This is a genomic window from Streptomyces speibonae, assembly GCF_984686075.1.
Genome location: NZ_OZ480260.1, coordinates 755,737 through 770,088, shown reverse-complemented (window position 1 = coordinate 770,088; position 14,352 = coordinate 755,737). Strand labels below are relative to the sequence as shown.

1 protein-coding gene and 1 pseudogene are annotated in these 14,352 nt (G+C 72.6%); both read right to left on the bottom strand.

The annotated features are described in order from the left end of the window. Positions 1-75: 75 nt before the first annotated feature. A pseudogene (locus AC5L3C_RS03255) lies at positions 76-6,456 on the bottom strand (type I polyketide synthase); the annotation flags it as partial. 22 nt (positions 6,457-6,478) lie between these two features. Further along, on the bottom strand, positions 6,479-14,293 hold the full coding sequence (locus AC5L3C_RS03250) for a beta-ketoacyl synthase N-terminal-like domain-containing protein (RefSeq protein WP_493646758.1): 7,815 nt from the start codon (positions 14,291-14,293) through the stop codon (positions 6,479-6,481). Positions 14,294-14,352 lie beyond the last annotated feature (59 nt).

Genomic DNA, 14,352 nt, shown 5'->3' with positions numbered 1-14,352 from the left:
CACTTTCCCTCGATGGTGCGCGAATATCCCGTCGTGCGTGGCTCCTCCGGGCTGAATCCCAGCGGGCAGCCCGGCTCACCGGTCGTCGAGGATCGCGAAGATCTCCTCGGGGGAAAGGCCGCTCAGATCAGTGGTCTGTGCCGCTTCCCCCGATCGTGCGGGCGGCTCGATCCGAGTGAGCATCGCCCGTAGCCGACGTACCGCGTCGTCCGCTTCCGCCGCGTGCAGGTTCCCCGCGCCGACAAGGCTCTCCAGCCGGTCCAAGGTCATCGCCAGGGACGCCGGGCGGCCCGGGATCCGGGGGGCGAGGTCCTGCCACAGCCTGCGGCCCAGCTCCACCGGCGTCGGATGGTCGAAGACGACGGTGGCGGGCAGTGTGAGCCCGACGACCGTGCTCAGCCGGTTGCGCAGTTCGACACTGAGCAGGGAGTCGAACCCGAGTTCCGAGAACGAGGTGTGCGGGCCGAAAGCCGTGTGGTCCGGATGCCCCAGTACGGCGGCGGCCACCTCACGGACGGTCTCGGCCAGTTCGGCCTCGGCCGTGGCGTCGTCCATACCGCCGAGACGGGCGTGCAGGGGATCGGTCGTCCCGGCCTCGGAAACCGTCCGTCGGCGCGGCCGGGAGGAGCGGCCCTTCAGCAGGGGTGAGATGCTGCCGTCCCCCGCCCGCTCGGTGACCCGTCGATCGACCGGCACCACGACCAGCGCAGCGTCCGGGGCGCGCAGACAACGGTCGAACTGCTCGAGTGCGACGGCGTCGGGCAGCGGCCGAACGCCGGAGGCAGCCAGCCTGGCGAGGTCGGCGTCGTCGAGATGTCCGGTCATCTCGGAACGCTCCGCCCACAGGCCCCAGGCCGGCGACACGGCCGGAAGCCCCGCGGCTCGCCGCTGCTGGGCGAGAGCGTCGAGGTAGCCGTTGGCTGCCGCGTATCCCGCCTGACCGGCGTTGCCCAGAGTGGCGGCCGCGGACGAGAACAGGACGAAAGCAGCGAGGTCGCTGTCACGGGTGAGTTCATGGAGATGACGCGCGCCGTCCGCCTTCGGCCGCATCAAGGCGGCGAGCCGGTCGGGGGTGAACGAGGTGACCACGCCGTCGTCGAGCACGCCCGCCGCGTGGATCACCGCGGTCAGCGGATGCTCGGCGGGCACAGCCGCCAGGAGCTCGACCACCTCGTCCCGGTTGCCGACGTCGCAGGAGACGGTCGTCACCGTGACTCCCGCCGCGGCCATTTCCTCTCGCAGTTCGGCCGCGTCACCACGGCGGCCGGCCAGGAGGAATCGGCGCATCCCGTGGGCGGTGGACAAGTGCCGGACCACCTTCGCGCCGAGCGTTCCGGTGCCCCCGGTGACGAGGACGGTGCCGTCCGGGTTCAGCGGGGCGGGCACGGTCAGCACGATCTTGCCGATGTGCCGCGCGCCGCTCATGAAGCGCATGGCCTCGGCACTGCGGCGTACGTCCCACGCCGTGATCAGGGGCAGGGCGATGGCCCCGCTCTCGAAGAGCGACCGCAGCTCGGCCAGCATCTCCGCCACCCGATCCGGGCCGGTGCGCATCAGGTCGAGCACGGCATAGCGGGCCCGCGGCAGCCGGGCGGTCACCTCGTCGGCGTCCCGCACGTCGGTCTTGCCGATCTCGACGAACGTACCGTCGTCCGACAGCAGCCGCAGCGAGGCGTCCACCAGCTCACCGGTCAGCGAGTTCAGGACCACGTCCATCCGCCGTCCCGCCCACCGGTGGACGAAGCCGTCGTCGCGCGACGAGGCGATGTGCGTCGGAGGAACACCGGCCGCTCGCAGAGCGGGCCATTTGTCGGGATGCGCTGTCGCGAAGACCTGGGCACCGAAGTGACGGGCCAGGTGTACGGCTGCGGCGCCGACACCGCCCGTGGCGGCGTGGATGAGCACCGCGTCCCCCGCTTCGAGGCCGCCCATGTCCACCAGGCCCTGGTAGGCGGTGAGGTACGCCACCGGCACCGAGGCGGCCTGCGCGAAGGTCCAGCCCGTCGGCATCCGCGCGATCAGCCGGCGGTCGGCGGTCGCGTGGGTGCCTGTCGAGCCCTGTCCGAACAGGCCGAACACGCGATCGCCGGGCCGCAGGTCCGGCACGTCCTCGGCAACGCCGACGACGACGCCCGCGCCCTCGCTGCCGATGTCTCCCTCTTCCGGGTACATGTCCAGGGCGATGAGGACATCCCGGAAGTTGAGGCCCGCTGCACGCACCGCCACACGCACCTGGCCCGCGGCCAGTGGCTGCGCCTGCTCAGGGGCGGGGACCAGCGCCAGGCCGTCCATGCTGCCCCGCACCGGTACGGCGAGCCGCCAGGGCCCGTCCGCCCGAGGCGGCTGCAGTGCCGGGTTGAGGGCGTGGGCACGAAGACGGGGGACGAAGAGCTTGCCGGCACGCGCGGCGAGCTGCGGCTCACCGGCCGCCAGGGACTTTCGTATCAGGTCCGGATCCGCTGGCGTCGGCCGTCCTCCGAGATCGAGCAGCACGAACCGGCCCGGATGTTCGTTCTGCGCAACCCGCAGCAGACCCCAGACCGCCGACTCGGCGGGATCGGCCGGAGCCTCGCCGGGCGCGGCGGCCACCGCGCCGCGGGTCAGGAAGACCGCGGTGGTGCGAGCGAGGGACTCGCGTTCCAGCAGCAGATGGACCACGGTGAGGGCTTCATCCGCCGTGGTGCACGACGTCAGGATCACGTCCGGGACCTGAGCTCCACCGTCCAGGGCGGCCGAGAACTCCGGCACACCGGGATACTCGGTGACGTCTGCCGGAGGCGCACCTGGACCGTCGCCGCGTTCTCCGCCGAGGACCGCGTACGTCGTGGGTTGCGGGCGCTCGCCGGACGCCGACGTGCACGCGTGCCAGGAGACTTCATGGAGGGGGTCCGGCAGCTCGTCGCTCGCGACGGCCTCGTCCCCCGTCGGGCGCAGGACCACCCTGTCGACGGCGGCCACCGGAAGGCCGTCGGGACCCGTGGCGAGGAGTGCGAAGTGGTTCTCGTCCTCGAGCGGGGTGATCCGCACCCGCAAGGACGTCGCTCCGGAAGCGAGGAGGGAGAGACCGTGCCAGGAGAAGGGGAGCGACCGGCGCCCCGCCGCGGCACGGGTGGTCAGGGCGATCGCGTGCAGAGCCGCGTCGAAGAGGGCCGGATGCAGCGTGTAGGACTCCGCCTCGTGCCGGGCGCTCTCCGGCAGGCCGACCTCCGCCAGTACGTCGTCGCCCGAACGCCACACGGTTCCCAGGGCGCGGAAGGTCGCACCGTAGTCGAGCCCGCCGGCGGCGAACTCGTCGTAGAGTCCCTCGGTCTCGAGCGGGACCGCGTCCGGGCCGGGCCACTGCGTGAGGCGGGCCGGGCCGGTGCCCTCCGCATGGTCGAGTGTGCCGCTCGCATACCGGACCCACGCGGGGTTCGACGACGGGGTCCGGGCGAGCACCGCGAAGTTCCGGCGCCCCTCCGCGCCCGGCGCATCGACCTCGACTCTCAGCGCGACGGGTTCGTCGGCGTCGAGGACCAGCGGGCGTTCGAGGACCATCTCCGCCACCCGGTCGCATCCGACCTGGTCGCCGGCGAGAACCGCGATCTCCGCGAACGCGGTCGCGGGCAGCACCGGTGAACCGGCGACTCGATGTTCGAGCAACCAGCCGGCTGAGGCGGCGGACATCCGTCCGCTGAGTACCACCGCCCCGGAGCCGTGCAGTTCCAACGAGGTCCGCAGCAGCGGATGAGCCAGCACCGTCACACCGGACGTGGCCAACTCCTGCCGGGTGACCGCGGGCCGCAGCCAGAACCGGCGCGAGTCGAAGGCGTACGTCGGCAGGTCCACCCGTCGGCCGCCGCCGATCACGGCCGTCCAGTCCACGTCGGTTCCTGCCGTGAACAACCGGCCGAGCGAGGTCATCAGTTCGGTCGTGTCGTCGTGGTCCCGCCGGAGTGAGCCGGTGACGAAGGCATCGTCCAGCACCTGCTGAATCGCCGTGTTCAGCGTCGGATGGGGGCTCATCTCGACGAACGTGCGGTGCCCGGACTCGGCCAGTCGTCGCAACGCGGGCGCCAGCAGCACCGGTTGGCGCAGATTCCTGTACCAGTACCCGGCGTCCATGGTGCCGGTGTCGATCCAGTCGGCCGCCACGGTGGAGCACAGGGGGATGGCGGACGTCACCGGAGCGATGCCGGAGAGACCGGACAGGATCTCTTCGTGCACGTGCTCCACCTGCCCGCAGTGCGACGCGTAGTCCACCGTGATGCGCCGGGCCTGCGGCTCCGCCTCCAGCAGTTCCTCCAGGGCCGCGCTGTCACCGGAGACGACGACCGCCTCCGGGGCGTTCACCGCGGCCACCGACAGGCGGTCCGGCCAGCGGGCCAGCAGCTGCTCGACCCTCTCGGGCGTGGCCCGGACGCTGGCCATCCCTCCCTGTCCGGCCAGTGCCCGCAGGGCCCGGCTGCGCAGCACCACGATGCGTACGGCGTCGCGCAGCGAGAGCGCCCCGGCGACATGGGCGGCGGCTATCTCGCCCTGGGAGTGCCCGAGCACGGCCACGGGTTCCACCCCGGCCGCGCGCCACACCGCGGCCAGGGAGACCATGACGGCGAAGAGGACCGGCTGGACGACGTCCACCCGGTTGATGTCGGCGCCACCCGGTGCTCCTTGCAGGGTCGCGGTCACCGACCAGTCCGAGAACTCGGCGAGCGCGGCATCGACGTCGGCGATGGCGTCACGGAAGACGGGGGAGTGACTCAGCAGACCACGAGCCATTCCCGTCCATTGCGAGCCCTGGCCCGGGAAGACGAAGACGGGCCGGTCCGCGGCCCGCGGCGCGGCCGACGGCCGGTTGCCGGCGGCGACCGCCCGCAGACCGGCCAGCACCTCGGCCCTGTCGCGCCCGTGGACGAGGAGACGATGGCTGAGGGCGCTGCGGTGGCGCGCCAGCGACCACCCGACGTCCTCCGGCCGGGGGCCGTGGCCGGTGTCCACGAGGTCCGCCAGCCGGCCTGCCTGGGCCCGCAACGATGCCTCGCCGCGCGCCGAGAGCGGTAGCACGGCGGGCCCGCTCAGCAACGGGACACCGGGCGCCGGTTCGGCGGCCAGGTGCTCCGGGCCGGGCTCCTCCAGCACGACATGGGCGTTCGTGCCGCTGATCCCGAAGCTCGACACACCCACCCGGCGTGGCCGGCCGGGCGCGGCGGTCCAGTCCTCCGCTGCCGTGAGCAGGCGCACACCGCTGTCGTCCCAGTCGACCATCGGGGTGGGGGTCTCGGCGTGCAGGGTCGGCGGCAAGGTGGCCGCCCGCAGGGCCATCACGCTCTTCACCACTCCGGCGAGCCCCGCTGCGTGCTGTGTGTGGCCGAGGTTGGACTTCACCGAGCCCAGACGAAGCGGATTGGCCGGGTCGCGGTCGTGACCGAACACATCGATCAGGGCCTGCGCCTCGATCGGATCCCCGAGCGGCGTTCCGGTGCCGTGCGCCTCCACGAGGTCGACATCGGCAGGCGACAGCCGCGCAGCCGTCAACGCCGCACGGATCACCGCCTGTTGCGCGGGCCCATGGGGAGCGGTCAGCCCGTTGCTCGCCCCGTCCTGGTTGACCGCCGTCCCCCGCACCAGCGCCCGGACCGGGTGCCGATGGCGGACCGCGTCGGCGAGCCGCTCGACGACCAGGACCGCGACGCCCTCGGCCCAGGCGGTCCCGTCGGCTCCCGCGCCGAACGGCTTGCACCGGCCGTCCGGAGCCAGTCCGCCCTGCCGGGAGAACTCCGCGAACACCCCGGGACTCGACATGACCGTGGCCGCCCCGACGAGGGCGAGCGAGCACTGCCCGCTCCACAGCGCCTGCCCGGCCAGGTGCAACGAGACCAGGGACGAGGAGCACGCGGTGTCGACCGTCACCGCCGGACCGGTCAGGCCGAACTGGTAGGCGATGCGTCCGGACGCGACGCTCTGCGCGGTACCGGTGAGCAGATGCCCTCCGACGGCTTCCGGTGCGTCGCGCAGCGAACCGCCGTACTCGTGATGGGTGACACCGGTGAACACCCCGGTGTCGCTGCCCTTGAGCGCATGGATGCCGATTCCGGCGCGCTCGACGGCCTCCCACGTCACCTCCAGCAACTGGCGCTGCTGCGGGTCCATCGCCAGCGCCTCACGCGGGGCCGTGCCGAAGCACGTGGGATCGAACAGAGCGGCGTCGTCGAGGAATCCGCCCCGCAGTACCCGGCTGCCACGACCGGTGTCCGCGGCCGCCCCGCCCATCTCGGCGGGATCCCACCCGCGGTCGGCGGGGAAGCGGGACGTGGCGTCCGTCCCGTTCAGGACCAGGCGCCACAGGTCTTCCGGTGAGCGCACCCCGCCGGGGAAGCGACACGCCATGCCGACGATCGCGAGCGGCTCGGCCGCGCTCTGTTCCCGAGCGTCGAGACGTCGGCGCAGCGTCCGTATCTCAGCCGTGCTCCTGCGCAGGTAGTCCCGGAGCTGTTGTTCGTCAGCCATCGTCCCTCACTCCTTCTCGACCGGCCCGGCCGTCGATGATGGAGAACAGCTCCTCGTCGTCGGCGGATGAAAGATCGTCGGCCTCCTCGCCCTGCGCGTCGTCGGCACCGCACAGGCCGAGCAGCACGCGCAGTTCGCGGGCGATCCGTTCGCGTGCGGACCGGTTGTCGCCGAGCCCCGTCAACACGGCTCTGAGACCGTCGAGTTCGGCCTTGGCCGGTGCCTCACCGCCGCGTCCGGCGGAGCCGGGGAGGACGGAATCGAGCAGGTCCGCGACCGCGTCGGCGGTCGGACGATCGAAGGCCAGCGTCGCCGGCAGTCCGAGCCCGGTGACCGCGCTCAGGCGGTTGCGCAGTTCGACAGCACCGAGTGAGTCCAGGCCGAGTTCTCGGAAGGGGGAGTGCGGGTCCACGGAGTGCGCGGACGAGTGCCCGAGGACGACCGCCACGTGTTCGCGCACCAGTTGCACCAGCCGTGGCCGGCGCAGCGGGCCACTGGAGAAGACCGTCTGGCGGCTGTCGTCACCACGGAGCGCGACCTCCAGTACCTCGGGCTCCGGCCCATCGGATGCCGATGGCGTGTCCGCCGGCCCGACCGCGGCGAGATGGGGAAGTCCGGTGCGCAACGCGGCATCGAACAGCCGGAGTGCCTCGTCGTCGGTCGGGTGCCGGCTTCCCTGGGCAATCGTTGTGCCCGGCAACCCGAGATCCCGCCGGAGTACGGCGAGGGCTTCCAGATAGCCGTCGGCCGCGGCGTGAACGGCCCGGCCGGGGCTGCCGATCGCGGACGCGACCGAAGTGAAGAGGACGAACAACGCCAGATCGTGTTCCCGGGTCAGCTCGTGCAGCCACCAGGCGGCGTCCGTCCCGGGGAGCGGGACTGATTCCTCCCGCTCGCCGTCCACCTCGGTGAACGGCGACTCCGACGCCACCGCGGCGGCATGGACGACCCCGGACAGCGGGCCGGTGTCCTCCAGGAGAGCGGCGAGCGCCTGCCGGTCGCCCACGTCGCAGGCCACGATGCGGACCCGTGCGCCGAGCCCTTCCAGTTCTGCGCGCAGCGCATCGGTGTGCTCGGCGTCCGGGCCTCGTCGACCGGCCAGAACGATGTCCCGGGCGCCACGGTCGGCGACCAGATGCCGGGCGAACAGGGAGCCGAGTCGCCCCGTGCCGCCGGTGACGAGTACCGGGCGGTCGAGTGCCCGGGGCATGGCGATGACGTTCTTCCCCGACGTCCGGCCACGCGACAAGGAGCGCAAGGCCGTGCGCGCCTCACCGAGTTCCCACCGCCGGACGGGTACGTGCCGGAGTGTTCCGCGTTCCAGCTCTTGGACGACCTCGGCCAGCATGGTCGCGATGCGGTGCGGGTCGACGTCCGTCAGGGTGAAGTGGTGGTGGCGGATACCGGCCGGCCAGCTGTCGTCACGCAGGTCGGCGGCCCCGATCTCCACGAACCGCCCACCGGGGACGAGCAGCTTCGCGGACGTGGCCGCGAACTCGCCGGCGAGCGAGTTCAGAATCACGTCGACGCCCCGGCCCTCGGTCGCCGCCCGCACCATTTCCGCGAATCCGGCGTCGCGCGAGGACGCGATGTGGTCCTCGGCGATGCCGGACTCCCGGAGCAGATGCCGTTTGCCGGGGCTGCAGGTGGCGAAGATCTCCGCCCCCGCGGCCCGGGCCACCTGTACCGCGGCCAGCCCCACCCCACCGGCTGCCGCGTGGATCAGCACCGTGTCCCCGGCCCGCAGCCCCGCCAGGTGCCGCAGCGCGTGGACGGCCGTCAGGAAGACGACGGGGAAGGCCGCGGCCCGTGCGAACGACCAGGAGTCGGGCATCCGGACGAGGTGCCGGTGATCCGCGACGGCGACGTCCGCGACGGCATGGGGAAACAGCCCTGCCACCCGATCGCCGACTTCCGGCCCGTCGACGCCGGGGCCGACGTCGATGACGACACCGGCTCCCTCGGCCCCGATGTCGGCGTCCCGCCCCGGGTAGCGGCCGAGGGCGAGCAGGGCGTCGCGGAAGTTCAGACCGGCGGCACGAACGGCGACGCGGACCTCGCCCGCGGCCAGGGGGCGCCCGGCGTCGGGGGACACCGTCACCCGCACGTTCTCCAGCGTGCCCGGTGCGTCGGTGTCCAGCCGCCAGTGCCCGGAGGGTGAGGGCACCCGCACGGCAGGCCCGGCGGGTACCAGCCTGGGCACCGCGACCTCGCCCGTCCTGAGGCGGGCTTGGGTCAGGCCGGAGGCGACGACGGAGGGAAGGGCGGCCCGGGAGCGTTCGTCGTGGTCCGTGTCGACGAGCACGACGGCGCCCGGGTGCTCCGACTGCGCCACGCGCAGCGCCCCCCAGACGGCAGCCCCGGCGGGCCGGTCGTACGGAACCTCGACCACCAGCGGTCGCGACGCATCCGACGCGAGCCGCTGCTGCACGGTGCCGACAGCGTTCCGCAGTGCCGCACGCATGTCGGCGGGTGTGCTCGCGTCGGACAGCCGGACGGCGTGGACGTCGAAGCCGGACCGGCCGGCCACGACGGACCGCGGCATCCACTCCCACCTGAGCAGGCTGTGGTCGGTGGTGCTCTCCGGCGGGGCGTCACCGCCGTGGTGCGACGCCGACGAGCCGATGGCGGCGCTCGCACGGTTCCGCGGATCGTCCGCGGTGCCCTCCAGCTCCAGCCAGAAACGCTCGCGCTGGAAGGGGTAGGCCGGCAGGGGCACCGGACGACCGCCGCCGACGATCGCCGGCCAGTCCAGATCGGCGCCCCAGACGAAGACCTCACCCAGGGCCGGCAGCAGAGTGGCGGTCCCGTCGCGGTCACGGCCGACGGCGGCCACCGCCCGGGCACCGGCACCGAGGGCCCGGCGCACCATGCCGGTCAGCACCTCGTCCGCGCCGAGTTCCAGGAAGCCGCCCACACCATGGTCGGCAAGCCACCGCACGGTTTCGGCGAACCGTACGGGGGCCTGCGCATGCTCGGTCCAGTGCCGCGCGGTCATCTCACCCGGATCGGCCGTCCGGCCGGTGGCCATGGACACGAGGGGGATGGACGGCTCCCCGAAGCGCACGTCCGCGATCGCCGTGGCGAAGTCCTCGGCCGGGCTGCCGCCGGACGGCGACGTCTGCGTCAGACGTGCCCGCGCCGTGATCACAGCGACCGCGTCCTCCAATGACAGCACCCCGGCGACGTGGGCGGCCGTGATCTCCCCGCCCGCGTGGCCGGCAACGTATCCGGGACGCAGCCCCCACGATTCCCAGAGGCGGTACAGGGCGACCTCGAAGGCGAAGCCCGCCATCCGGGCGTACCCGGTGTTTTCGAGCCCTTCGGCGGGGTCTTCGTCCTCCGGCGCCGTGGACAGGCCGTCGGGTGCGTACGCCAGTACCTCGTCGAGCGCGGCGGCGAAGACCGGATACCGGTGCCGCAGTTGCTGCTCCATGCCCCGCCGACCCGCTCCCCGGCCGGTGAAGAGCACAGCGACCGGCCCTGTCGTCGGCGTCGTCGGTTCTCCGTCGGCGACCCGGTCCAGGCCGGTCCGCAGGCCGTCCAGGGAGTCCGCCACCACCACGGCCCGGTGCGCCCACGGAGTGCGGGTCCTCGCCAGGGTGTACGCCACGTCCTGGATGTCTTCCTCGGTGCCGCGCATCGACTGTGCGAGGGCCCGCAGGGCGGGCGCCGTGTGTGCGGTGAGCACCCAGGGCACCGGCCCGGCCGCGCCGCTCGTAGGGCGCCGGACGGGTGGGTCCGGATACTCCTCGACGATGACGTGGGCATTCGTGCCGCTGAGTCCGAACGAGGAGACGCCGGCCCGTCGAAGCCGTCCGGTGGCGGGCCACTCCCGCGCCTCGGTGAGCAGTTCGAGGTCGCCGGTGGACCAGTCCACTTCGTGTGTCGGCACCTCGGCATGCAGGGTCTTCGGCAACGTCGCACGCCGGATGGCCATGACCATCTTGATGACGCCCGCTGCCCCGGACGCGGCCTGCGCGTGCCCGATGTTCGACTTCATCGTTCCGAGCAGCAGGGGCCGCGCACGGTCCCGGCCGTATGCCCGCTGGAGAGCGCGCGCTTCGATCGGGTCACCCAGCCGGGAACCGTTGGCGTGTGCTTCGACGGCGTCGACCTCGCCGGGCGTGAGGCCCGAACGGACGAGAGCCGACTCGATCAGCCGTTGTTGCGCGGTGCCGTTCGGCGCGGCCATGCTCTGGGACGCACCGTCCTGGTTGACCGCCGATCCGCGGACGACGGCAAGGATCGGGTGGCCCGCGCGTTCCGCGTCGGCGAGGCGTTCCACGAGCAGGAGCGCCACTCCCTCGGCCCACGCGGTCCCGTCGGCGGACGCGGAGAAGGGCTTGCACACTCCATCGGGGGCAAGGCCCCGCTGCCGGCTGAACTGGATGAACGCGTCCGGCGTCGACATGACGGTCACGCCGCCCGCCACCGCGAGCGAGCACTCCCCGGTCCGCAGCGCCTGCACGGCGAGGTGGAGCGAGACCAGGGACGACGAGCAAGCGGTGTCCACAGAGACCGCGGGGCCTTCGAAGCCGAACGTATGGGCGACGCGGCCCGACACGACGCCACCGGTCCCCGCCGCGGTCGCGAACCGGTCCAGCCGCGGTGTCTGCGCCCCGAACCGTGAGACGTAGTCGTGATACATGGTTCCGAGGAAGACGCCGGTCCGGCTGCCCCGCAGGTCACCGGCGCGTAGCCCGGCCCGTTCCAAGAGGTCCCAGGTGGATTCCAGCACCAGTCGCTGCTGGGGATCCATGTATGCGGCCTCCCGCGGCGGGATTCCGAAGAATGCCGCATCGAACTCCGCGGCGTCGTCCAGGAATCCGCCGGTACGGACGTACGTGGTGCCGGAGTGGTCCGGATCCGGATCGAACAGATCCTCCAGGTTCCAGCCTCGGTCGGTGGGGAACGGACCGGTCGCGGTGGCGCCGGACGTCAGCAAGTCCCACAACTGTTCGGGGGACCGCACCCCGCCGGGCAGCCGACAGGACATGGCGACGATGGCGATGGGCTCGTCCGGCCCGCCCGGGTGCCGGGACGGCTCGGCCGCCTGGTCGCGCCTCGCCCCGGTGAGCCGCTCGGCCAGGTACGTGGTCAGCTGCGCGGGGCTCGGGTAGTCGAAGGCGAGCGTCGACGGCAGGTCCAGCCCGGTCACGGCGGCGAGTTCCTTGCTCAGGGCAACGGCGGACAGGGAGGTCAGTCCGGCCAGGGGCAAGTTGCTGCGGTCGTCGGTGACCTCGGTGCCGAGCACGGCATGCACCGCTGCCCGGACCTGCCGGCCGAGTGCCTGCTCGCCTCCGGCCGGCGGGCGGGCCATGCCCGCGGGTTCCCCTCCGGCGGCGTCGGCCTCGTCCCGTGGCCAGTCACCGAGCAGCACCACCGGCTCCTCGGTCAGCAGCGCCGCGTCGAACAGCCTGCGCCGCTCGCGGCCGGGTGCGTCCTCGGGAAGATCCCACATCAGGGCCCGCACGCGGCGGCCCGCTCCGGTGTGCCGCCGCGCCAGCGTGCGCAGCAGATGGGAGACCGGCCCGCAGGTGACGGAGGTGGACAGCACGACCGCGTCGAGGGCGAACGTCGTGCTGATCCCGTCCAGCACCGTCGCGGCCGCGACAGCCAGTTCCTCGTCCGTCTCTTCGGTGACGCAGTGCAGCACGGTGGTCAGCGGAAGACTGAGCTGTTCGAGCGGCCGGGTCAGCGCGTCCGCGCCGGTGAGACGGCCGGTCAGCTGCGCGACCTCCGCGCCGTGCCGCGTGAGCCGGTGCGCGAGGTCCGGCGCGCCGGAGGGGCTGACCAGCAGGAAAGCGCGCACCCCGTACGCGGTGCACAGGTGCAGGGCCAGCTCCGCCGCATGTCCGGTCTCTGCTCCGGTGACCAGCACCGTCCCGTCCATGGCGGGGGAGGCCGCGCCGGCGCGGGTGGGTGCCGCCCCCACGCGCGGTAGCAACACGTCGTCCCGGACGGCGGCCTGGGGCGCCCGCAGGGCGATCGCCTCGCGCGCCACGGACGCGATCTCGTCGTTCTCTCCCGCGTCGGCCAGGACCAGTTCACGGTCGGCCTGTTGGGCCTCCGCGAGACCCCAGCCCGCGGCCTGCCCCAGGTCGGTGTCGGCTCCCCGGGTCACGACCAGGACGGGATCGGCCGCGTCGGCGAGCAGCCCGCTCAGTTCCCGCACGACGTCGGCCGGGGCTCCCTCGGGGCAGGGGAGGATCGTCCACTCGTCGACGTCGCCCTCCCGTTGCCTTCCCTCCGCGACGCGCCACTCCTGCCGGGACAGCCCGTCCGTCCAGGTCTGCCCGAGCCCGCGAAGCCTCGCCGGTGTGGAGGGCAGTTCCCTGCGCAGCAACTTGCCTCCCGCGTTGCGGGGCAGGTCGGCGACCTCGTACAACTCCTCCGGCACTTTGAAGTGTGGAAGCCGCTCACGACACACCTCGAAGACGTCCCCGGGCCGGAAACCGGTCTCCGAGGGCACGACGAACGCGATCGGCACCTCACCGAGCACCGGGTGAGGACGGCCGGCGACCGCGACGTCGCGGACACCCGCGGCTCGGCGAACGACGTCTTCGATCTCCGCGGGGTGCACGTTGTCACCGCCGCGGATGATCGTCTCCTTCAGCCGTCCCGTGATCGTGTAGCGGTTCGCCGCCGTGCTCCGGCCGAGGTCGCCGGTACGGAAGTAGCCGTCGGTGAGGACCTTCGCGGTTTCGTCGGGCCGACCGTAGTAGCCGATCATGTTGCCCGGGCTGCGTACCCAGATCTCGCCCTCGTCCCCGGCCGGTACGTCCTGTCGGGAGGTGGTGTCGACGATGCGGATCTCGGCACCCGGGATCGCCATCTGTCGCGAGACGTCGCCCGGCCTCTGCGTGGGCCGGCAGGTGAAGATGTACCCCGAGGCCTCCGTGCTGCCGTATTGGTCGAGCAGCGGGACCCCGAATGTCTCGCCGAACGCGGCGAGCAACTGTGCCGAGGCCTTTGCGCCGGCCGAAAGACAGAACCTCAGACGGCCGAGGGACGGAGCGGCCGGGGACGCGGCCGCGTCGACCAGACGATGGTAGAAGGCGGGTACCCCGAGCACACAGGTGGCGTCGACCGCCGCGGCCAGGGCCAGCACACGCGAGGCGTCGAGCCCGTCGGTCAGGTGCACCGTCGCTCCGGCCAACGGTCCGGCGATGCTGGAACACACGTGCGCGAAGATGTGGAACACCGGAGCCGAGCAGACCAGCACGTCGGCGTGACCCAGCCCGAGCACCTGAACGCCGGCGCCCGCCACCCAGAGGTGAGCCCGCGCTGTCGCGAGGGCGCCCTTCGAGCGGCTGGTGGTACCGGAGGTGTACAACAGCCATGCGGGGGCGTCGAGTTCCGCCGGCCCGAAGGCGGACGGCTCCGGCTCCGTGGCGGTGAGAGCGTCGAGCGTGGGCAGGTCCCCGGACTCGCCCTCGACGAGTACGACGCGCAGGTGCGGCCGTTCGGCCGCCAGCCGCGTCACCGATTCCCGGCGAGCGCTGTCGACGAACACCACCTTGGCACCGCTGTCATCGAACCGGAAGGCGAGTTCGGCAGCCGAAGCATTCGGGTCGAGCGGGACACAGACCGCCGCGGCCCGTACCGCGGCAAAGGCCGTCTCGACCGCCTCGACTCTGTTGCCCACGCAGATCGCGACCCGGTCCCCGGGGCGGACACCCATCGCGTGCAGGTGTCCGGCAATTCTCCGGGTACGCAGTGCCAACTCCGCGTAGCTGACACTGCGCAGGGCGTCCGCGAAGGCCGCTTTGGCGCCGAACTCCGCCGCGCGCTGCTCAAGCACATCCTCAAGCGGTCGGACCGAACTGGGATCCAGCACCCTATTCCCCATTCATCCTCAGC